Annotated in this window: 20 protein-coding genes; 7 read left to right on the top strand and 13 right to left on the bottom strand. The window is 60.4% G+C overall.

The genetic code is table 11. From position 1 onward, the window contains the following. Window positions 1–138 precede the first annotated feature (138 nt). The gene (locus CO655_RS14675; protein WP_097665206.1) at window positions 139–813 is read left to right on the top strand and encodes an adenylate/guanylate cyclase domain-containing protein; all 675 of its coding nucleotides are present in this window, start codon (window positions 139–141) and stop codon (window positions 811–813) included. A gap of 55 nt (window positions 814–868) precedes the next feature. Here CO655_RS14675 and CO655_RS14680 read toward each other — a convergent pair whose 3' ends face one another. Continuing rightward, window positions 869–1,072, bottom strand: a complete 204-nt coding sequence (locus tag CO655_RS14680; RefSeq protein ID WP_097665207.1) for a heavy-metal-associated domain-containing protein — start codon at window positions 1,070–1,072, stop codon at window positions 869–871. A gap of 55 nt (window positions 1,073–1,127) precedes the next feature. Continuing rightward, window positions 1,128–1,694 (bottom strand): Crp/Fnr family transcriptional regulator, encoded by a 567-nt coding sequence (locus tag CO655_RS14685; protein ID WP_097665208.1) that lies wholly within the window; start codon window positions 1,692–1,694, stop codon window positions 1,128–1,130. Window positions 1,695–1,753: 59 nt separating this feature from the next. On the opposite strand from CO655_RS14685, the gene CO655_RS14690 reads away from it, so the two are divergent. After that, entirely contained in the window at window positions 1,754–2,272 is a 519-nt protein-coding gene (locus CO655_RS14690; protein WP_245423813.1) for a hypothetical protein, read from the top strand. A gap of 101 nt (window positions 2,273–2,373) precedes the next feature. Here the strand turns inward: CO655_RS14690 and CO655_RS14695 are convergent, their stop codons facing one another. The 3 genes from CO655_RS14695 to CO655_RS14705 form a co-directional block, all read right to left on the bottom strand. Beyond that, window positions 2,374–3,588 carry an acyltransferase gene (locus CO655_RS14695; RefSeq protein WP_097665209.1) on the bottom strand — a complete coding sequence of 405 codons (1,215 nt, stop codon included), beginning with the start codon at window positions 3,586–3,588 and terminating at the stop codon, window positions 2,374–2,376. Between the two features lie 414 nt (window positions 3,589–4,002). Then, window positions 4,003–4,212 (bottom strand): cold-shock protein, encoded by a 210-nt coding sequence (locus CO655_RS14700; RefSeq protein ID WP_210201021.1) that lies wholly within the window; start codon window positions 4,210–4,212, stop codon window positions 4,003–4,005. Between the two features lie 95 nt (window positions 4,213–4,307). Beyond that, the gene (locus CO655_RS14705; protein WP_097665210.1) at window positions 4,308–6,254 is read right to left on the bottom strand and encodes a multicopper oxidase domain-containing protein; all 1,947 of its coding nucleotides are present in this window, start codon (window positions 6,252–6,254) and stop codon (window positions 4,308–4,310) included. Between the two features lie 577 nt (window positions 6,255–6,831). Between CO655_RS14705 and CO655_RS14715 the strand changes: the two genes are divergently transcribed. Together CO655_RS14715 and CO655_RS14720 are read left to right on the top strand one after the other, a co-directional pair. Continuing rightward, window positions 6,832–7,836, top strand: a complete 1,005-nt coding sequence (locus CO655_RS14715; RefSeq protein ID WP_176539255.1) for a murein L,D-transpeptidase family protein — start codon at window positions 6,832–6,834, stop codon at window positions 7,834–7,836. 59 nt (window positions 7,837–7,895) lie between these two features. Next, complete coding sequence (locus CO655_RS14720; RefSeq protein WP_097665213.1) at window positions 7,896–8,228, top strand: hypothetical protein; 333 nt, start codon at window positions 7,896–7,898, stop codon at window positions 8,226–8,228. 39 nt (window positions 8,229–8,267) lie between these two features. Here the strand turns inward: CO655_RS14720 and CO655_RS14725 are convergent, their stop codons facing one another. Continuing rightward, window positions 8,268–8,792: a hypothetical protein gene (locus CO655_RS14725; protein ID WP_097665214.1), complete on the bottom strand. Its 525-nt coding sequence runs from the start codon at window positions 8,790–8,792 to the stop codon at window positions 8,268–8,270. Further along, window positions 8,789–8,977 carry a hypothetical protein gene (locus tag CO655_RS14730; RefSeq protein ID WP_097665216.1) on the bottom strand — a complete coding sequence of 63 codons (189 nt, stop codon included), beginning with the start codon at window positions 8,975–8,977 and terminating at the stop codon, window positions 8,789–8,791. Before CO655_RS14730 ends, CO655_RS14725 begins: the two co-directional genes overlap by 4 nt. Before the next feature lie 168 nt (window positions 8,978–9,145). Between CO655_RS14730 and CO655_RS14735 the strand changes: the two genes are divergently transcribed. After that, window positions 9,146–9,724, top strand: coding sequence for a TetR/AcrR family transcriptional regulator (locus CO655_RS14735; protein WP_097665218.1), 579 nt, complete (start codon window positions 9,146–9,148; stop codon window positions 9,722–9,724). A 171-nt stretch (window positions 9,725–9,895) separates the two neighbouring features. Here CO655_RS14735 and CO655_RS14745 read toward each other — a convergent pair whose 3' ends face one another. From CO655_RS14745 to CO655_RS14770, 6 genes are all read right to left on the bottom strand, one after another. Continuing rightward, on the bottom strand, window positions 9,896–13,066 hold the full coding sequence (locus CO655_RS14745; RefSeq protein ID WP_097665221.1) for a CusA/CzcA family heavy metal efflux RND transporter: 3,171 nt from the start codon (window positions 13,064–13,066) through the stop codon (window positions 9,896–9,898). Continuing rightward, window positions 13,063–14,493 (bottom strand): efflux RND transporter periplasmic adaptor subunit, encoded by a 1,431-nt coding sequence (locus CO655_RS14750; RefSeq protein WP_245423815.1) that lies wholly within the window; start codon window positions 14,491–14,493, stop codon window positions 13,063–13,065. The genes CO655_RS14745 and CO655_RS14750 overlap by 4 nt, the downstream gene beginning before the upstream one ends. Continuing rightward, window positions 14,490–14,906: a FixH family protein gene (locus CO655_RS14755; protein WP_176539252.1), complete on the bottom strand. Its 417-nt coding sequence runs from the start codon at window positions 14,904–14,906 to the stop codon at window positions 14,490–14,492. The genes CO655_RS14750 and CO655_RS14755 overlap by 4 nt, the downstream gene beginning before the upstream one ends. Before the next feature lie 114 nt (window positions 14,907–15,020). Next, window positions 15,021–15,401 carry a hypothetical protein gene (locus tag CO655_RS14760; RefSeq protein ID WP_097665222.1) on the bottom strand — a complete coding sequence of 127 codons (381 nt, stop codon included), beginning with the start codon at window positions 15,399–15,401 and terminating at the stop codon, window positions 15,021–15,023. 495 nt (window positions 15,402–15,896) lie between these two features. After that, window positions 15,897–16,757 carry a hypothetical protein gene (locus tag CO655_RS14765; protein ID WP_097665224.1) on the bottom strand — a complete coding sequence of 287 codons (861 nt, stop codon included), beginning with the start codon at window positions 16,755–16,757 and terminating at the stop codon, window positions 15,897–15,899. A 20-nt stretch (window positions 16,758–16,777) separates the two neighbouring features. Beyond that, a complete protein-coding gene (locus CO655_RS14770; protein ID WP_097665226.1) occupies window positions 16,778–18,682 on the bottom strand; it encodes a DNA cytosine methyltransferase in 1,905 nt (634 codons plus the stop codon). A 418-nt stretch (window positions 18,683–19,100) separates the two neighbouring features. Between CO655_RS14770 and CO655_RS14775 the strand changes: the two genes are divergently transcribed. Together CO655_RS14775 and CO655_RS14780 are read left to right on the top strand one after the other, a co-directional pair. Further along, window positions 19,101–19,322 (top strand): hypothetical protein, encoded by a 222-nt coding sequence (locus CO655_RS14775; RefSeq protein WP_097665227.1) that lies wholly within the window; start codon window positions 19,101–19,103, stop codon window positions 19,320–19,322. An 8-nt stretch (window positions 19,323–19,330) separates the two neighbouring features. Next, the gene (locus CO655_RS14780) at window positions 19,331–21,178 is read left to right on the top strand and encodes a hypothetical protein (RefSeq protein ID WP_097665229.1); all 1,848 of its coding nucleotides are present in this window, start codon (window positions 19,331–19,333) and stop codon (window positions 21,176–21,178) included. Window positions 21,179–21,220: the final 42 nt, after the last annotated feature.

Here is a 21,220-nt window from a genome sequence, read left to right on the forward strand (position 1 = left end):
CGTCTTGCTTTCCAAATTGTCTCTCGATCTTCTTGAGTTCAATCCTCATATCCTTGATAATCAACGGAGCGATTTTTGCAGCTTTCCAGGTGCGCTTGTTTCCACTTCCTCCAGCGCAGGCTGCCAATAGGAGCGGTGATGGACAGCCACGCGAGGCAGCGAGAGGATTCGGCAAAGGCATCGGTCACCGTTGCGTTCATAGATATCGCGGGATTCAGTGCGATCGCGGACGTTTATGGAGACGCAGCCGCGCTTGACGTGCTTGAGGTGTTCGAAAGCATGGTCCGCGACGCTCTCAGCGGTTACGAACCTCCGATCAAATGGATCGGCGATGAGGCAATGCTCTCGTTTCCCGAGCCCGAAACGGCGATCCAGGTACTTGGAACGCTCTTGCAGGCATGCCGCAAAGAATCGCGGCTACCGCTCACTCGGGCTGGGGTGAATCACGGGCCGGTCATTTGCAGAGCTGGCGATCTCTTTGGATCGACCGTCAACATTGCAGCACGGATCGCCGCGCTCGCATCGCCCGGTCAATTGCTTGCCACTCAACCCATTGCCGAGGCGGCTATCGCCAGAGGCATCCTCGTGCGCGACCTCGGAACGGCGGCGCTTAGATCGGTAGCCGGGGAGATCCCAATCTATGAAATCGAGCTTGCTCCGTCGGCCGACCCGGCCTGGATCGATCCGGTGTGCAAGATGCACGCACCATACTCATCCTATCGGCGGGCCGAGCCGCAGGGGCCATGGTTTTGTTCGCCGCGCTGCGAAGAGGCGTATCGGCAGTCGCCGCTGACCTATAAGTTGCCCCGGTGACGGTCCGGGCTTCGTCGCGGAACACTCTGTTTGACTCGGTGCTCCGCGACGGCAATCACACGTGCTTGAAACGGGATGGGTAGCCCGCTTTCTCAATGGCAGCATTGATCGCGGCTGGATCGTTCTTCGTTTCAACCTTTGCAGTCCTGGCCTCAAGATCGATGCTGGCGGAAGCTTCCGGATCAGCCGTCTTGATCGCCTTCTCCACCGTGCTCGCGCAATGGCCGCAGGTCATGTTCTGAATTTCGAATTCGTACATAATGGGTCTCCAATCGTGTGACCGCTCCGATATGGGGCTTCCAACCATGGGAAGGTCAAGTCCGATCCTGCACAAAAGAACTTCGCCGCTTCGACAGCTCCCGATAGAGGGCTTCCGGCGACACGCCGATATCTTCCGCCAACGACTTCCATTCTCCCTTCGACGGCAGCACGCCGTCGTTCCATGCGAGCCAGGATTCAAGACGAGCAGCCACTGTCTTTAGGCTGCCGATCTCCGCGCGCTTCCTCGTCTGCTGTAGCTGGTAGGAAAGGTACGACGCCCAGCTCTCGGCGAAGTCCGGATTGCTGCGCAGGGCACCTCTGATCAATTGGAGCGGAACCGGCGTTGTGTTCACGTCAGTCACGGCAACGGCGTCACAATGATAGACGCTGGAGAAGACGGAGGCTTCCGCAAGAACCTGGCCTGGCGACGCTCGCTGCAGCACCGCGAGATCGCCATCGGCTTGATGCCGAACGAGATGAACGACGCCGGACTCCACTAGATACAGGCTTCCGACCTCGTCGCCCTGGTTGAAGATGTGCTGGCCGGCGCCGAAAGTCCTCCTTCCGATCGAGAGGCCGCGAATGTGATCCATGAGGAATCCAGACATGATTTCAATCATGTTCTACATCAGGATGACAAGCAATAGTGGCATTCCCATCATCAACCGGAACGCAATCGATGAAATCCCTGCTTGTCAGCCTTACGTTCGCAATTCTCCCCACACAGGCGTGGGCCGACGGACCACACCACGGCATCTCGGTGTACGCGCCGGAGGCGGGTCGAGCCATCAAATCCTTGTCGAAAGAGGACATCGATGAGCTGACCAGAGGGGGCGGGTGGGGCCTTGCGAAGCCTGCCGAGCTCAATGGCTACCCGGGTCCTTCGCATGTGCTGCAGATGAAGGACCAGCTAGGACTTAGGGACGATCAGCTCCTGAAAGTGCAGAACGCTTTCGACCTTATGCAGGCTCGGGCGTCGGAAGAAGGCACTATCTTCGTCGCAGCCGAGCGGGACCTCGAGGGCGCGTTCAGGAGAAGGGCCATCACAGAATCCGCACTTCAAGACCTGCTCGCGAAGGCTGAGGCCAGCCGATTGCGGCTGAGGTTCATCCACCTTGCTGCGCATCTTGAGGTGACGCAGGTTCTCGACGCCGCTCAGATCGCGGCGTATGACAAGCACCGCGGATATTCGAAATAGGCGGTGGAAATGTCGATGGCTGGGCGGCCGGAATTCGCGATTTCGGCCCGCCTAGACTATAGACTAGCTCCGGAGTGAGGCCGAAGCTGAAGGAATTCAGGTCATCGGCTGGAAGAGAGAATGTGGTCGCGAAGAAGGAGGAAGGTCCTCTCCACGCAGAACCACAGCATTACGGCCACAGCGAAGCTGGTGACCAGATAGACCACAAAGCCCAGACTGCCCTGAAGGTTCTCTTCCCCAAAGACGACCCTGTCGACATGGAAGGCCGACTTGTGGGTCAGATACAGACTGTACGACAAGGTGGCGACGACCGTGGCGCCCGGAACCGGCCAGCGTCTCAGCACCTCCTCGAGGTCAAGCATAGCACCGAGAATGAGCGCGATCCCGATCGAGACGAGCGGAAATCCGGCCACTGAGCCGAGCTGCGCCTGGAACACGAGAAAAAGATTGGTTCCTTCCAGCGGCCCTCGGATCGAAAACAGCACAAGAGCGGCCGCGACGAGGCCGACGCCTATCGGCAGCGCCAAACGAGGAGGCGTGTAGCGCTTGCAGAGGTCCGGTTTGAAAAATCTAGCAGCAGCCAGGATCACGCCGAACATCAGGCCGTCAAGGCGGGTGTATGTCGGATAATATACGTCCCTGAGATAGACGGCGAACGCGTCCCGAAGCTTGCCTGCGTCGACGAGGACGCCGACCTGGCTTTCCCAGATCGTGTATCGAAGGACCATTCCCGCAATCGCCATTGCTGCAGCGATGAAGAGCGTCCGGCCCATGCCGATCCGACGATGCAGGAGCAACACCAGCAACGGCAGAACCAGGTAGAAATGTTCCTCGACGCAAAGCGACCATGCCTGCGTGAAGGCTCGGCCTATGCGCGGGTCGAAGTCGAAGTTCACAGTGAAGGTTGCGAAGCTCCAGATCGACTGCATCGTCGGAGCGTCTCGAAGCAAGGGGAAGATCGCATAGAGGCCGAGAACAACGAAAAACGCCGGGAAAATCCGGAAGGCCCGACGGAGATAGAAGGACTTGAGGTCCACGCCTCCTGTCCGGGATACCTCTTTGAAGAGCTGGGTTCCGATGAGAAATCCGCTGAGGACAAAGAAAATATCGACGCCCACCCATGCATAGTTGCGGACGCCCACGAGCATCGACGGCGTGGCCTCGCCGGGGAGATGCACGAGCATGACAAGAAGGATCGCCAGAGATCGCAAAACATCGGGGCCAACTGCCCTGGTCTGCACCTTCTCCGTGGCCTGGGATGGGAGACTTCGCGCGGAAGAAAAATATGCAGAATCCGAATTGGCAATAGTATTCATTGCGACCATCCGTGGCTGTGTCTGAAAGAACGAGGACACGTCCAGGGACGTGTTGATGAAAGTTGTAGCTTTCTTTTTTCAGATCGAAACAGGCAGCTTCAGATCGACAAAATTAACCTAAATTTTTCGTAAAATTCGTCGGTTTTGCAGATAACGCCGACGCGTCGTCGCTTCTAGCCAGAGAAGAGGGCGTGAAGTACGACGGCTGAAAAGAACGCGACGACCACGGCCGAAGCGATCACTGCGACCTGCCGATTGGCCCTTTCCAGGACACGGAACCGCATCCGTCGTTTCGGGCGGAGACGATGCCCTCGGACAAGAGCGATATTGGAGCGGGCGCGCTTCTTCTTCCCGGACGTGACGGCCTCCACGCGGAAGAAGCCGGCGTTTGACGTGCCGGCGACGTCCGTTTACCTAAAGAACCTTCAGGTTTTCAGCAGACGACTTTCCTGACCGCCGATCCTGGACGATCTCGTAGCTGATCTTCTGGCCTTCCTTCAGCTCGGAGAGACCCGAACGCTGAACGGCGGATATGTGAACGAATGCGTCGGTCGATCCGTCGTCCGGCTGGATGAAGCCGAAACCCTTGTCCTGATTGAACCACTTTACTGTACCGGTGGGCAAAATCTGATCCTCACATGTAGCATCCCAGCGGACAGACATTGGAAGACCTTGGGCATGTTGGCAAGCAGCAGGCAGCGAGGTGGCTGCGAAACCGGTCATCCAGTCTGCCCGGTGGCGACATCAATGACCACCATGAGCCCGCCGCCGCCGTCCGTCTCGACGTTGTTGTTCGTCGTGTGGTGCGAGATATGGCAGTGGAGCAGCCACTTGCCCGGCTTTCGCGCCTGCCAGAGAACGTCGTACCGCTGGCCCGGAGCGATGTTGACCGTATCGGCCAGGTACCTTGCCGACGGCGTCAGCGTCTCACCGTCGATCGCGACGACCTCGAACGGGCCGCCGTGGATGTGCATCGGGTGTATGGCGGTCGTGTTGGATCCGATGAACCGCACCTTCAGGGTCTGACCGACCTTCATGCGGACCGTTTCCGTGGCAGGATATGATTTGCCATTGATCGTGAAATAATTGGGAAGGGCGCCCTCCATCGGCATCGAGGGAAAGGTCAGCCAATCCCGCTTTATCCATTCCTGAAGCTGCACCATGTATTCCGCGTCGGCGGGGATGGCGTCCGCCGAATCCTTCGGGTCGATGATCAAGGCCCCGTACAAACCAAGCGCCTGCTGGCGGTCGACGTGGTCGTGCGTGTGATAGAAGTACGTGCCGCGCTGGCCGACGGTATACTCGTACGTGAACGTCTCTCCCGGCTCGACGGGCCTTTGAGTGATCATCGCCGGACCGTCCATTTCGTTCGGCAGGATCAGACCGTGCCAATGAACGGTCGTGCTTTCGGGCAGCTCGTTCCGGACATTGATCCGGACGCGGTCCCCCTCGGCGACGCGGAGCGTCGGACCCGGCACCTGGTTGTTGTAGGCATAGGCATCGACCGTCACGCCGGGAAGGATGGTCCAGCGGATGACCGAGGCAGTGAGGTCGAACACCTTCACGCCGCCTTCCATCCGGGGCGCCAGGACAGAAGCGCCACGGGCGTCGGCAGGTGCCTTGAAGCCGACGTCGCGCGGATCGACAGCCGCCATGTCCTTCATGGCGTCTGCAGGCGTATCGAACGTCATGATCATCCCAGGCGCCATGATCGACCTTCTGACGTCGTGGGCGCTGAGGTGCATGTTCACCAACGTGAAGGGATAGGCATAGCCGCCGGCCAGCATGATCAGGGTGAAGCACGCCATCGTCGCGAGCTGGGTCCGGGTGGGGGCGAGGGCCGGGGGCAGCTTCGTTCCGTGCTGGTGGCTCCCATGAGAAGCAGACGACCGGCGAGACGCATGCTCGGCATGGTGAGCTCCCGAACGATGGCCCATGCTTCTGCGGCCGGCCGGATGCTCGGAAGGCTCATGGCTGGTCGCATCTCCCGCCTGATCGCCGCTGCGCGCCGTCATCAATCCATGTTTCAGCTCCTTGGACACCAGCCAGACGTTGAAGGGATAGGCGGCAGCGAATCCTATTCCGATGCCGAACGCCATGACGCCCCAGAAGAGCATCTCTCCAGGCCACATGGCCCGCATGTCGCGGCCCATCATCAGGATTGCCATGACCGGGGCCATGCCGGCCATCATGGCGTTCATACTGATGAATTCGGGCATGAAGGAGCTGCGGACATTCTGCCAGTAGGATCCGCCCATCATGTTCTTCATGAAGAGCGCCTGGAACACGAACAGCCCGACGGCGAATCCGGCGACGTACTCGATGATGATATCCAGCCACATTGGCAGGCCGACGACGGCGGTGATCACCGCGGCAATGATGATGCCGGTCGCGTCGCCCGCGACGCAGTGGATGGTGCTCCCGATTCCTTGTTTCCAGAGCGGCTTGACGAATTCCTCGTGCGTGTTCGGCCGGGGCTCTTTGTCCGCGAGCACATAGAGCAGAAGGCCGACCGGACCGAGGTAGAGCGTGACGAGGATGAAACCCCACTTCATCACGGCCGGCTCGGGATTGTTTCGGAACTGGTCCCACGCGACGTAGGCGGTGCTCAGCGCCGCAAGGAGAAACCAGGCAACAAGAAGGTAGTCGACGGGCTGGATGAACAACAGCAGTTCTCCTGGACGTTGTCTGGACAAGGTGAGGCTTCGTCAAGAGAGCCTGCAACTGGAACCTAGGGCTCCCTCGTTGACCGAAAAGGCGAACTTCATCATTATGACGCCGCTGAAGCAGGGATTCACCCCTGCTCAGGAACGAGTCGATGCGCCTGCTGATCAACGTCTTTGTCGCGACCATTATACTGCTAGGCTCGCTTGCCGCGCCCTGCATCGCCGTGCCTGCAGATCGAGGCCACGCCGGCCCAGCCCTCGTCAGTGCCCCTATGACCTCCGATGGCCACCATCGCGGTGACGGCCGATCTGTGTCGGGAACGCACTGCCAGCAGGACGGCATCATCGCACTTGCTACAGAAGCCCCCTGTTCGCGGCTCGACGCCGTTGCATTTGGCGCTGTCGCTGCCATCACCTTCGTCGGCGCTCTGGAACCTGTCGAGCAGCGTCCCCCTATAGCTCCCGTCTGATCTCCGTTCGCTCGAATTTTAGATCAAAGGGAAGCATGACATTGCGCATGTCGATATTTGCAGGCCACGTCAGTGGCTTATCTCGGTTGTTGAATGCCTTTTATCAAATGGTCCGGGGGTGGCGACATCTTCGCAGGGCGGCGCTTGCAGTCGTCGCCGTGGCCCTCAGCGGTTGCGTGCAGTCGCTCGACGATCTCGGCGTGGCTTCGCACGACATACCGCCGGAGCTGCTTGCGAGCATGCATGCCAAAGGCATGAATCCGGAAAGTCCCGTCCTCGTCCGCATCTTCAAGATGGAGAGCGAGCTTGAGGTCTGGAAAGTCGACGGCAGCGGCAGGTACGCCCTGCTCAAGACCTATCCGATGTGCCGCTGGTCCGGCAAGCTGGGGCCCAAGACCAAGACTGGCGACCGACAGGCACCCGAAGGATTCTATCGCGTCGCCATGGGAGGACTCAATCCGAAATCGCAGTTCTATCTCTCCTTCAATCTTGGCTATCCGAACCGGCTGGAGGCCGCGCTTGGCTATTCCGGCGAGGCCCTGATGGTGCATGGCGCCTGCTCGTCGTCGGGGTGCTTTGCCCTGACCGACCAGGGCGTCGGCGAGATCTACGCCGTCGTCGAGAAGGCCCTGAAGGGCGGACAACAGGCTTTCCAGGTACAGGCCTATCCGTTTCGCATGACGCCGCAGAACCTGGCCGCACACCGCGACGACCCGAATTTCGCCTTCTGGAAGAACCTAAAGGAAGGCTATGACATCTTTGAAGTTCGACGTTGGGAGCCCAAGGTCGCCACCTGCGGCAGGAAGTATGCCTTCGACGCCGAGTTCAAGGATGGCGATCCTGGCGATCCGCTTGCGATATGTCCGGAGCGCATCGATCAAACCGATCCGGCAGTCGCCGCGAAGACCTCCGCCGATGATCAGAAATACCAGGAGTTGGCCGGAAAAAGCCTCCCGCCACTTGCCTATCAGGATGGAGGGATGCACCCAAGCTTCCGCTCGCTGCTCAAGGAAAATGGTGACGTCAAACTCGCGGAAAAGGTCTCCGCCATCAAGTATCCAATCAGTCGCCCGGTGGCGGCGCTGGCCGATCCGTTCGACGGAAGGGAGTGACGTGTCCAGTCGGGATCGTGGCGCTGCCACGATCCCGACGCATCGAAAGCGAGGATGCCATGCGAAGGATACTTGCGGCGATCGGGATCGTGTTTGCCACCATGGCCCACGCCCATCACGCGCCGTCGGGCTTCACCTACGACCCCTATTGCTGCAATGGAGACGGCGACAGCGGTGACTGCCAGCGGATTTCGCCGAGGACCGTCCGCCCTCGCCAGGAAGGCTACGAAGTGACGCTTCTGCCTGGCGACCACAAGCTGGCGACGCGCGGACACGTTTTCCTGATTCCACAAGCACAGACCAAGGAGTCTCCGGACGGCGCCTACCATCTCTGCCTGTTTCCCAACGAAGATACGGTGCGATGCTTCTATGCGCCGCCGCTGGGATTCTAAGGGAGAGGAGGACTTCAAACCAAGGACACGGGACTGCGCTCATGTGCGGCCCGCTGGCGGTGGGTGATGCCTGCGCCACCCGTATCTGGTCATACCGCGCGGCTTGCATACCGACAGCGCCGTCGTCACGAGCAATACGACGAGGCCGCCTGCGGCATGCACGACGAGCGAGCGCCGGAGATCGAGGAGGTCGGTGTTCGACACGGGGGATTCGAGCGACTCAACTGCCACGTACACTATTCCCTTCACCTGCAGCAGCAGGACCACCGCGACAAGGAGAGTCAGCAGGAGTTTCGCCAGGACCCAATAATGTCGAAACAGGCCCCATTTCGTCCCCAGCGACTGGACGAGTCCGGAGAGGAGCGAGGCCAGGACCAGGGGGACCACGACGACACGCGCGAGGACGTCCGTCGCGACATACGCGCTCCGCACCAGCCGATCATTCTCACTGGACAGTCCTGCAACGGCAAGTGCGAGGAAGGCGGCGACCGCGCCGAGTGAGCCGACTGAGGATACGATATGGACGATGAGAGCGAGCTTCCGGATGCCTGGTTTCATGATCATGGCCGGTCGCTTCCAGTCGGCTCCTGATGTCCGGCGTCGAGAGGCGGGAGGTGGCGGCCGGGCCCGTGCTGGCCGCCGATGCCCGATACGATTAGAACGGCTGCCAGCAATATCGCGGCGGCCAGAACCACGCCGGAGATCTTTACCCAGCGTGGCACGCCGGGGTAGGCGGGCTCGTCAACCATCTTCGTTCGCGTCCTGCCGCAGGGCTCCGCTGTCGCTCGCTTTCAAGTCGATCGCAAAGAAACTGAACATCGTGTCTGATAACAGGTAGGATGCTCGCGGATGTCAACATCCGCTCGATCATCGACGCCTGATCATGGACAACCGCCTCGATTTGACTGGGAAAAGTCATGGAGACAGCGAAGCAGAAGGTCGACCGCCGCGTCGCCCGTACCAGAGCGGCGCTGCACCGGGCGCTGATTTCCCTCATTCTGAAAAAGGGCTACGATCCGGTCACCGTCGAGGAAATCTGCGAGGCGGCGAACGTCGGCCGATCGACGTTCTATCTCCACTACGCCAGCAAGGACGACCTGAAGCAGCACGGACTTGACGGCCTGCGGAGGCAGCTCGCGGACACCGCCGCTCGCGCCGGGCAGGGCGAAACGTTCGGCTTCAGCCTGGCGATGTTCGAACATGCCCGCGATCACATCGATCTCTACCGGGCGTTGGCGGACAGTCGGGGAGGCGCGGTCGCGCTTGGCACAATTCGTGAGATACTTTCCGATCTCGTGCGTGACGACCTGACGGCGGACCCCGCCAACCGCTCGTCAGACACCATACTGCGCGAGTTCGCGGTTCAATATGTCGTAGGCGCCTACATGGCAGTGCTGACCTGGTGGCTGGATGGAGGCGCGAAGCTGCCGCCACATCAAATGGATGCCATGTTTCGCCGCATGGTATCCGGGGGAGCGATGACGACGCACCCTTAAGGCGCGGCGTCGGTGGGCGATTGAGATGTAAGTACACTTCAGCGAAAGAAGAGGTATTTGATCAGCGCCGCGACCACAAGCGCGGTCACCACGAGCCCGAGAATGCCCCCGAACCCCACGCCCCACATCATGCCGCCGCCCATCGTGTCGTCCATCATGGTTCCCTCCCTTTCATTCGGCGGCTTCAAGACTGCGCTCGTCTTCCTCGACGAACCGGCTCTGCGTGGACATCGACGGCAGACGCCATCCCTTGGCTAGCCCATAGACTGCCGGAATAACGACCAGCGTCAGCAGCGTCGACGAAACCATCCCGCCGATCATCGGCACGGCGATGCGCTGCATGATCTCCGATCCCGTGCCGGTTCTCCAGAGGATCGGAACGAGGCCCGCCATGATGGCGACAACGGTCATCATCTTCGGCCGGACGCGCTCGACTGCACCAACCATGATTGCTCTGTTGAGGTCCTGCTTGGAGAAGGAACGGGTTTCCTTTTCACAGGCTTCGCGCTGTTCCTTCATGGCGTGATCGAGGTAGATCAGCATGATCACCCCCGTCTCGGCGGCAACGCCCGCAAGGGCGATGAAGCCGACGGCGACTGCCACCGAGGCGTTGAAGCCCATCCACCACATCAGCCAGATGCCGCCGACGAGCGCGAAGGGCAGGGACAGCATGACGATCATCGTCTCGGTCAGCGCCTTGAAGTTCAGGTAGAGCAGCAGGAAGATCAGCGCCAGCGTCAGGGGGACGACGATGGCGAGACGCGCTTCAGCACGTTGGAGATATTCGAACTGGCCGCTCCATGCGACCGAATAGCCGGGCGGCAGCTTCATGCTCTTCGCCACCGCCTGCTGGGCTTCCGCAACATAGCCGCCGAGATCGCGGTTGGCGATGTCGACGAAAATATAGACGGCAAGCTGGCCGTTCTCGGTGCGGATCGTCGTAGCGCCGCGGGTCAGCTTCACTTCCGCCACCTCGCCGAGCGGTACCGTTCCGCCGCCGGGAAGCGAGACCTGCACGTCGCTGGCGATCGCCCGCGGATCACTGCGGAAGGCCCTTGGATAGCGGATCGCGACTCCGTAGCGTTCCCTCCCTTCGACCGTGGAGGTGACGACTTCCGAACCCAGCGCCATGCCGACGACATCCTGGACATCGTTGACCGTCAGGCCGTAACGGCCGAGTGCGGTGCGGTCGGGAACGACGTCGAGGTAGTAGCCACCGATCACCCGCTCGGCATAGGCGCTCGACGTTCCCGGCATCGTCTTCAGCACGGTCTCGATCTGACGGGCGATCTTTTCCATCTCGCCGAGATCGGTGCCATATACCTTCACGCCGACGGGCGTCCTGATCCCGGTTGACAGCATGTCGATGCGGGCGCGGATCGGCATCGTCCAGGCGTTCGAGACGCCGGGGAATTGCAGGGCGGCATCCATCCCCTGCTTCAGGCTTTCGGTGGTCACACCAGGCCGCCATTGCGATTTCGGCTTCAGGGTGATGATCGTCTCGAACATCTCGGTGGGCGCGGGGTCGGTGGCGGTGAGCGCACGTCCGGCCTTGCCGAAGACGCTCTGGACTTCGGGGAAGGACTTGATGATGCGGTCCTGCGTCTGCATCAGCTCGGCCGCCTTGGTGACGGAAATGCCCGGCAAGGTCGTCGGCATGTACATCAGCGTGCCCTCGTCGAGGCTGGGCATGAACTCGCTGCCAATGTGCTGGGCTGGCCAGACGGTCGCCGCCACGATTGCGACCGCCGCCAAGATCGTCAGGGTCTTGATCTTGAGAACGCCCGAGATCACCGGCCGGTAAATCCAGATCAGGAACCGGTTCAACGGGTTCTTATGTTCAGGAACGATGCGGCCCCGGACAAAAAGGATCATCAATGCCGGAACAAGCGTCACCGACAGGAACGCGGCTGCCGCCATCGAGAAGGTTTTCGTAAAGGCCAGCGGGCCGAACAGACGGCCTTCTTGGGATTCCAGCGTAAAGATCGGCAGGAACGACACCGTGATGATCAGCAGGCTGAAGAACAGAGCCGGACCGACTTCGCTTGCCGCCTCGACGAGGATGTCGATACGCGGCTTGTCCGGCGGCGCCCGTTCGAGATGCTTGTGGGCGTTCTCGATCATGACGATCGCCGCGTCGATCATCGCGCCGATGGCGATGGCGATGCCGCCGAGGCTCATGATGTTCGCACCGATTCCGAGAAGCTTCATGGCGATGAAGGCGATCAGGATGCCGACGGGCAGCATGATGATGGCGACGAGCGCGCTGCGAACATGCAGCAAAAAGGCGATCGTCACCAGAGCGACAACGATGGATTCCTCCACCAGCGTGCCCTTCAAGGTCTCGATGGCTGCCTCGATCAGGGTCGAGCGGTCGTAGACAGGCACGATCTCGGTTCCTGCCGGAAGGCTGCCCTTGACCGACTCCAAGCTCTTCTTCGCGTTGTCGATGACGGTGAGCGCATTGGCACCGAAGCGTTGGAGCACGATGCCGCTTGCGACTTCCCCTTCGCCGTTCAGTTCGGTGATGCCGCGCCGCTCATCCGGCACGAGCTCGACCTTCGCCACATCCCCGAGCTTGAGCGGCACACCATTCTGGCTCTTGAGCACGATATTCTCGATGTCAGGGATACCCTTGAGATAGCCGCGCCCGCGCACCATGAACTCGAACTCGGAGAGTTCGACGGTACGGCCACCGACGTCGGTGTTGCTGGCGCGAACCAGGTTGGCGACGTCGTTGAGCGACACACCTTGGGCCTTAAGGCGGGCCGGATCGACGACGATGGAATATTGCTTGACGAAGCCGCCGACGCTCGCGACCTCGGCCACTCCTTCAGACTTCGAGACGCCAAAGCGCACTACCCAGTCCTGCAGCGAGCGCAGCTCGGCGAGGGACAGCTCCTTGGCGATCACCGCATACTGATAGACCCAGCCCACGCCGGTTGCGTCGGGGCCGAGCGTCGGTGTAACGCCCTGCGGCAGGCGGCTCGACGCTGCGTTCAGATATTCCAGCACACGGCTGCGCGCCCAGTAGGGATCGGTGCCGTCATCGAAGATCACATAGACGAAGGAGACGCCGAAGAAGGAGAAGCCGCGCACGACCTTCGACTTCGGCACCGTCAGCATGGAGGTGGTCAGCGGATAGGTCACCTGGTCCTCGACCACCTGCGGGGCCTGTCCGGGATATTCGGTGTTGACGATGACCTGGACATCGGAGAGGTCGGGAATGGCATCGAGCGGGAGGGAGCGCAGCGCATAGACACCACCCGCCACGGCGAGCGCAGCGCCGACGAAGATCAGGACGAGATTGTGGGCAGACCAGGAGATGACGCGGGAGATCATGGTTTGGCCTCTTCGGTCATGGCGCTGAGGGCCGAGTTCAGGTTGCTTTCGGCGTCGAGAAGGAAGTTGGCGGAGACGACGACCTTGTCGCCGGCGGCGACACCCTGTCTGATTTCCGTGGTGTCATTGCCCCGGACGCCCAGACTCACATCCTTCGGCTCGAATTTTCCGTCGCCCTTGTCGATGAAGACGACCTGACGGTCGCCCGTGTCGACGACGGCGCTGTTGGGCACGGCGACGACAGGATTCGGCGCGCCCGCCTCAATCTCGACGTCGGCATACATGTTGGCGCGCAGCATGCCGTCGGGGTTGGGAAGTTCGATGCGGACCTTGGTCGTCCGCGTCTGCGTCTCCACCTCAGGATAGACGAGGTCGACAGTGCCGTGGAAGGTCCTGCCGGGAAGACTGCGGATCGTGATATCCGCCTTCGCGCCAATGCCGACGGAGGCAAGGTCGTATTCGGGAACGTCTGCGATCACCCACATGTTGGAAATGTCCGCGATGCGGAACAGCACGTCGCCGGGCTTGGCCATCATGCCCGCAGCCGCCGTGCGCTCGAGCACGATGCCGTCGCGCGGGGCGGTGTAGCTCATACTCGTCGGAACCTGGCGCGTGCGGGCGATGCCGTCGATCACCTCCTGCGGCACGCCGAGATTCTTCAGGCGCAGCGCCGATCCCGTGTCGTCATTCCCGCGCGAACCGTCGCGCCCCGCGGCGTATTCCGAGGCGGCCGTCGCGACTTCCCTGGAATAGAAGCGGAAGAGCTTCTCGCCCTTGCCGATGTGGTCGCCCGTCGTGACGTTGGCAACATCGTCGACGAAGGAATCCGTCCTCATCGAGATGATGCTGACAAGGCGCTCGTCGAGCGCCACGGTGCCCGGTACGCGCACCTTGCGGCTGACGCTGGCCATCTCGGCGGTCGCCGTCTTCACGCCCGTGCGCTGCAGCTTGCCGAGAGACACCTTGACGGTCGAGGCGTCAGACTGCTCGCCCTCATAGACGGGAATGTAGTCCATGCCCATCGAATCCTTCTTTGGCACCTTCGACGTGTCCGGCAGGCCCATAGGATTCCGGTAGTGGAGGATTCGGGCTTTGGCAGGCTCTGTCGGCGTGGCATCGGCCGCCTTCGTAGATGAGGGTGCTTTCGCCTCGGCATCGAAGCTCACGTCCTCGCTTGCATGCACGGCGACGAAGGTACGGCCGTCGTCGGTGTTCTTCGGGGCCGGGGAGAACTGCGGCAGCCCGTCCGGATGGCGGTAGTAGACGATCGCCCCGGTTGGGACGATGGGGGCGGGCGTGACGAGCGTCGTTTCGGCCAGATCGAAGGGAAGCGACGAGACCAGGTTGTTCATGCCAGCCCAATAGCCTCCCCCGCCGAGCAATACGGCGAGGGAGAGCGTGGCTGCCACGCGCGATGGCGTGCTCAAGGAGCAGCCTTCAGGACGAGTTCGCCCTGAACGGTGTCAGGTTCGCCCTGGACCTTGGCGGCAAGCTTGAAGCGCCAGCCGCCGGCCATGGTGAAGTCCGTCTTGAAGGAATAGACGCCAGGTTCCGTCGAGGTCGCCGCCTCGACGGGAGTCGTCATCATCTCCATGCCCTCGGGCGCCATGTCCATGCGGGTGGTGAAGATGACGGCGTCGGGAACGGCCTTGCCCGTCCGCTTGTCGATCAAACGGACGGAGACCAGCGATCCCTGACCCTGCTTGACTTCGGTCGAAACCGATTGGAACTCGTAGTCCTGCGCGGCTGCCAAGGACACGGTGGCGGAACCGGCGATCAGCACGCCGGCGAGGAGCATCGCTCCCGAAAAAGAAGTCTTGTTCATGATTTCCGATCTCATCGGGACGGATCTCCTGACCGCGTCCTCGGGGCAAAATTGATGGCCATCGGATTCTAACGGACGCATATGCGCGTCCGGTGTGAACCGCAGGCGTGTTTCAAGAATGGTTGGAGATCAGGCTTTCGGTGGGCGGGCGGGAGGATCGACAAAGGCCGACGTCAGTTGTGACGCGGGCATCAGATCGTAGCGGTGAGACCGCCAGGAAACCGCGAATGACCAGCCGTGGCCGCCGGAGATGTGGGCGAAGATCGAGGTCGTGCACACGAGTGACAGCGGGCAGCCCTTGGCGCAGTCCGGCTTGACCGGCTGCTGTTCGGGACAACAGGGCATCTCCTCCGCCATCTTCATTCCGGCCATGGAACTCATGTCGCCAGTCATCGCCGGCGAAGAGGACGCCATGGCGCTGCCTGCCAGGCCTACGCTTGCCGGGCCAAGGGTGACCGCGAGCGTGGCGACGAGCAGGAACAGGCGATGTATGGCCTTCAGGAGATTCATAAATCATATACTGGCACGACGCTTCTGGGATTGGAAGCCGGGTTCACACAGATGTGTTGAAGCATTAGCTCAGTGCCCTCTCCGGTGGGCCAGTGTTTCCTGCAAGTTAACTGGGCATCGACCTGCAATCTTTATGTCGTCGACGAAGTTGCAATATCGTGAGGCTCGCCTCGAAGATCGGGGCAGCACCATCGCTCGTCTCAGTCGCATGAGACGGACGTCAGCATTGACCTGTGGAGCACGGGAGAGCCGATCAAGCTGCTGAGCGTGCGCGACGTTTCTTCCGATTTCAAAGCCTTTTGGCGGGCGGACCAGAAGCAACCCGCTCGTCGAGATTGCTTCTGGTCCGCCCTCCACCGTCGTCGCCCCCTCCCGAGTCCTCCTCGTCCGGGGCGGGGACGGCATCAGGCCTGATGACCTGACCACCGAGAATGTTTAGGGGCAGGCGGAATTTGGCGGTCCAAAGCGTTGCTTAATTGAGGGGTCGGCGGCGACCTACGGGGTCGGGTCGCCGCCTTTTTGGATAATCGCGCCTGCGACTATAAAAGATCGTGGCGAACCGTTCATGATGGCCCGGTAGATCGACTTTACACGTTCATAGTCAAGACCACGAAGAATATCCGCTTCCTCATTGCTTAAGGGGCGTTCACCGCGATGGACGTACTCGTCCGACATGAGATCGATGACAGTGTCTATGGCAGCCTGCTCTGCAGCCCAAGCTGTGAGGCGGGTACCGTGCAATGCCTCGTACATCCCGACCTCTACGATTGCTTCTTCGATCATTTCTTTCATACCTCTGAGCGCTGAGAGCTGGAGTAGGACGAACAACGCTTCAAGTTTACGAGCTTCGTTCTGCATGGAGCAAATCTCTTCGAAAGCTGAACGCCAACTTTCTTTTGTCGCGCCGGCCATGAGGAGGGATAGAATCCTGTCGCCGTAATAGGGCGACTGGGGAAGCGCCCCCGGCGCGTACGCTGCCAACTCCACTGTTGTGTAGCGATAAGGCAAGCCGAATTTCAGGTGCTCTTTCGGCATCGAATTGCTGCCTGGGCCGATATAGACCAGAAATTGCTGGATCGCGATTCCGTCATCTTCCCACCCGTGGATCCTATGATTGAGCAGGGTGTAGTAGTTGACCATGCGCCAGTGCATCGTGGTATCGATGTTCGTCTGGATCTCTATGTGGGTGTAAAGCGTGTCGGAAATTTTGGCCACGTAGTCCACGGAGCGACCGGTATACCATCCTGCTTCGTTAGAGAGCGGTCTGCCTTTTTTCGACCCTGTCACATGAGCGACGAACGCACTCTCCTTGTGGTTCATGATGTGCTTGAAAATGGCGTCGTATTGACTTGCCATGATTACCTCTATGCAGGCGCCTAAACTGCTTTGGCCGCGAGGTCTGGGGTGAGACCCGCTTCGGCCGCGATATAGCCCGATAGCAGCGCCGGCGCGGATATCGATCTCCTATAATTTTTCTCCGGCCAGAGCATCGCTTCCATGTTCCAACTTACGCTCTTGAGCGCCCCGTGGATCGCAAGGCCCATCGCCTGCGCCATGCGCGGCGGGACCGCATTGCCAATCTGGTCCGCCGTCGCCTGCTTGCCCCCGACGAATTCCCAATCGTCCGGAAAGTCTTGCAGCCGCGCACGCATCCTCGCCGTCAGTGCGGGCATGAAGCCGGGCTTGGCTGCCTGCTCCCCGGTGGGGGCCGTTTCCGGCAGGCCTGCGATATCGATGCCCTTGGAGCCCCAGCGGGCTGCTTCCTTGGCGCGCGGCTTGCCGCGGCGAGTCACGATGGTGGATGCGATGGCGTTGCTCTCTCGACGCTCTCGCGCCCATTCGTAAGCGCCTTCCCAGCCGTTCGCCGCCATCAGGTCGACTAGGACATCCCCGAGATTAGTGTGTCGCTGCGGGAATGTCGGCGGCATCCGGAAGGAGCGCGCGAGATCTCTGTGGATTCCGAGGATCAGTACGCGGCTTCTCTCTTGAGCCAGGCCGTAGTCTTCGGCCTGGATGCGATGAATGTCGACGTCGTAGCCAGCGCGCCTGAACCCGCGGAGGATGTCGGCGACATGATCAGAGTGGCGTGCGTGGAGCAGCCCATCGACGTTCTCGAACAGGAACGCCTTCGGTTTGATTTCATCGACGATGCGAACGCATTCGGGGAGGAGGTCACGTGGGTCGTCCTGGCCGAGGCCATAGCCATCGGAAGAGTAAGGCTGGCAGGGAGGACCTCCGCTCACCAGGTCGATCTCAAGCTGGCGGTATAGCTTGAAATCCATCTTCCGGAGATCCTCCTTGATGACTGTCCAGTCAGGGCGGTTCCGACGGAGCGTGGCGGCGGCATGCTTGTCGTACTCGATGAGCGCGACGTGTTCGAAGCCAGCCCGTTCGAGGCCTATCGACATCCCCCCGGCTCCTGCGCAGATCTCGACGACCGTCGGGCGCTCGTGAGCTGGAGGTAATTCTCGAAGGTTCGCCTTGTCCTCTTTGTGCCCTTGGAACGCTCGCCCGGTCAGAGCATTGAGTGACTGCAGCCAAGGATGCCTCCGGCCGGGATCAACCTCACCGACGCCGCCTGCAAAGGGCAGGGTGCCGTCTTCGAGATGCATCAGAGCACGGTACGCCAACGATAGCTCGTATACGGCCGAACGCGGTTTAAGTTCCTCCGGAGCGCGATGATCCAGGCCGAACAGATCTTCGAACCCAGTCCGCAGTTGACCGGCCTCGTGCCGGACGTTGTCGCTGCCGAGTTCGGCAGCATCTCGGATGTCGATGATGTTTGAGACGAAGGAGTGGAGCCGATCGAGGAAGGCGGCGGAGGAAGCCTTTACTCGCTTGCGCGCTGCCGCGGCTGCGACCTTGCTGCCCTGCTCGGCCATTACCTGCTCAGGGGTCAGCTTCGCCTCGCGCAGACGCTTCCGGATCGTCGAAATACTTTTGAGATCGATCCTTGCACCGATTTCCATTCTCTCGAGCACTTCCGACCTTGTCTCTTCGTCAGCTCCAACCAGCGCTTTTAGCACTGGGAACGAAATCCGGTGCTTCTCGAGCAGCTCCTCCCGGCCACGTAACGTCCCGCTGAAGCGGATGTAGGTCGATAAATCGGATGCCGGCATGTTGCAGGCGACGCGGAGGAATTCGCGCGCTTCGCTTTCCGTAGTCTCCTTGGCGAGCTTTTCGACTTCCGCAGCCATGTCGAGGATCCGGGCCGCCATCTGCTTTTGCAACTCGATGATCCGTCGCTTAGCCGCCGATAGTGCCTCCGCCTTCGAATTCATTCCTTGACCCCACGGTTATCCAATCACCACGGATGCATACCGGCTGAAGTCTTTCTGTCCCGGAACAGGATTCGTTCAAATTCTATCGATCGTGAAATGAACGTTTTCTGGATGAATTTCCGCGGGTTCAGCGAGAGAAGACGATCCGCGCGCGAGGACGCTGTCCAAACCATTCCTCTCGATGAACCGGTGTCTCTCGCGATTTGTCAGTGCCCGCATCAGATCGTCGCCCGACCGACGACAGCCTTCGTGCCGGCCGCCTCACGCAGGCACTTCTTGCCCCCAAAAGCGTCGCCTGTAGAGTGGTGAAATAATCACTGCATATTTCGATGAATTTCAGTGAAATATGCAGCGTGAAATGTTGACAAAAAATAGAGCCGCCGCAATCATCGCGCGACGATGAGTTCGCGAGACGAGAATGGACAGTAAGCGAGAGAAATTCGTGAAGTTGGCGGAGGGCAGAACACAGGCCGCTCTCGATGCCATCCGCAAGATCGGCAACCTTTCGAACCGTCGGGCCTACGAATTCGATGATGGCGACGTGAAAAAGATCGTCAAGGCACTGCGCGACGCCGCAACCGAACTCGAACGCAAGTTCGGAACCTCCGGCGCGTCCGAGAAGGATGCTTTCAAATTGTAGGATTCAGCATGAGCTATGAACGCCTGACGATCGAAGATGACAGGTTCCTGATCAACCGGATGATCGGGCAGGCTCCGCGCCACACCCTGGTCCGGGAATTCTTCATGAACGCCCAGGAGAGCGCTTCGCTTGCTCCGGAAGGCCGACGTCTCGTCCGCATCTACCCGACGGTAATCGAGGGCGTCAGAAAGCTGACATTCTGGAATACAGGACCGGGTATGGACGCGACCGAACTCAGGACGGCGACAAATATATCGGCTTCCATCAACAAGCAGATGTCGCTCAAGGATAATTTCGGGATCGGGGCTAAAGTTTCCGGCCTCACGGTCTCCCCGGCGGGAATACGCTATCGCTCATGCAAGAACGGTGTCGTCCATCAGGTTACCATTGGCTATGACGACGAGGCTGAGACGTTCGTCCGGTTCACTTACGACGTCGAGGGAAGGCAGGAGGCGGTCTTCGATGTCAGTTATTCAGTGCGCCATTCGATAGACCTGTCGTCCGACTGGACCGAGGTTGTTCTGATTGGCGAGGACGACGATCACGACACGATCCTGGAGCCCGTGGGGAAGGGTATCAGGGTCGACCGCAGCTACGTCGCAACGCAAATATTTCGACGGTTCGCCGAGTTTCGTCCTGGCGTGAAGGTGATGCTCGACGTGTCGATGACTAAAGGGGGAGGCAAGGACGAGACGGGAAGAACGCGGACACTCAAGACGTTGCAGGAGGTTGTCCCAGCGCTTCCGAAAGCGGAGATCGTGACGTGCCCCGAAACCGGGACCGAGATCCAATATATCCACGATCCCAAGCACCAGAGTTACAGTCATTCCATCAGCGCTTTGAATAATCCTGCGACGTCTTCGACGACTTTCTGCGCTCTCGTTCACAAGGGCGAGCGCTACGACTTCCGCAGTGGCAAGAAGTGGTCTGCTGTAGCGCCAAACTACGGCATTCCCTTTGGTTCGACCGTTCTCACCGTTGAGATCTTTGTTCCCGACGGCGATGCGCTTCCCACCCAGTACCGTGATGCGCTCATGACGGTCGATGAGCGAACCCCCATTTCGACGGACGATTATGCGGGCAGGGTGCGTGAGCTCATGCCCGAGTGGGTCAAGGACGTGATCCGGGAGGCTCACCCGCCGCGTGACGAAAACCTCGACGATCTGCAGAAGGACCTACAGAAGCTCCTCGACGAATTCCGCCTCCCCACGACCACCTACGTCAGATCCCTTAAAACTCCGGATCGCACGGACGACAGCGATCTCGGGCTCGATGAAGCACGGTCAGCAGCCGTCGAGCCCATCAATGATGAAGAGGACCGGTTCCTTCGCGGCGAAAGAAGTGGCGGCCGGCGTGCGACGGACAAGAAGGTCCGCAAAGCACCAGAAGGAGCCAAGCTTTCTAAGGAGGCGCAGGCCCTCGAACGAGCGCCGACAATCGAGATCCTGGACGATCCGATCGAGATCGACGAGAAGCAGATGAAGGGACGAGCCGGCCGCTACTACAAGGATGCGCAGACCCTGTTCATCAACGGCCTCTATTCCGCAGTCGAGCGAATGACGGCGGAACTCGAAGTTCTTTTTGCCGGACAGATGGAGGCCGAGGAACTACGACGGATCATTTTGAGGGCGGCACAGCGTTCCATGGCCTTTCGCGTAGGAAAGGCGACCTGCTTCGCGATCAGCAAGCGGCTGGTCGATGGATGGTCGCTCGAGGACCTTGATCGGGCCACCTCGCCAGAATCGCTCTCACTCGCCGCCGACGACTATCGCCAGAGCATGGGCGCAGCGCGGAAATGGATTGGTGCCGAACTCAAGATTCAGGGGCTCGCACTGGAAGAGATCGAGACCGTCTAAGATGAAATCGTGAGATGGGTTCTCGGGATTGATGCCGCTGGA

Source organism: Rhizobium sp. M1, from assembly GCF_002531805.1.
Taxonomy (GTDB): Bacteria; Pseudomonadota; Alphaproteobacteria; order Rhizobiales; family Rhizobiaceae; genus Rhizobium; species Rhizobium etli_C.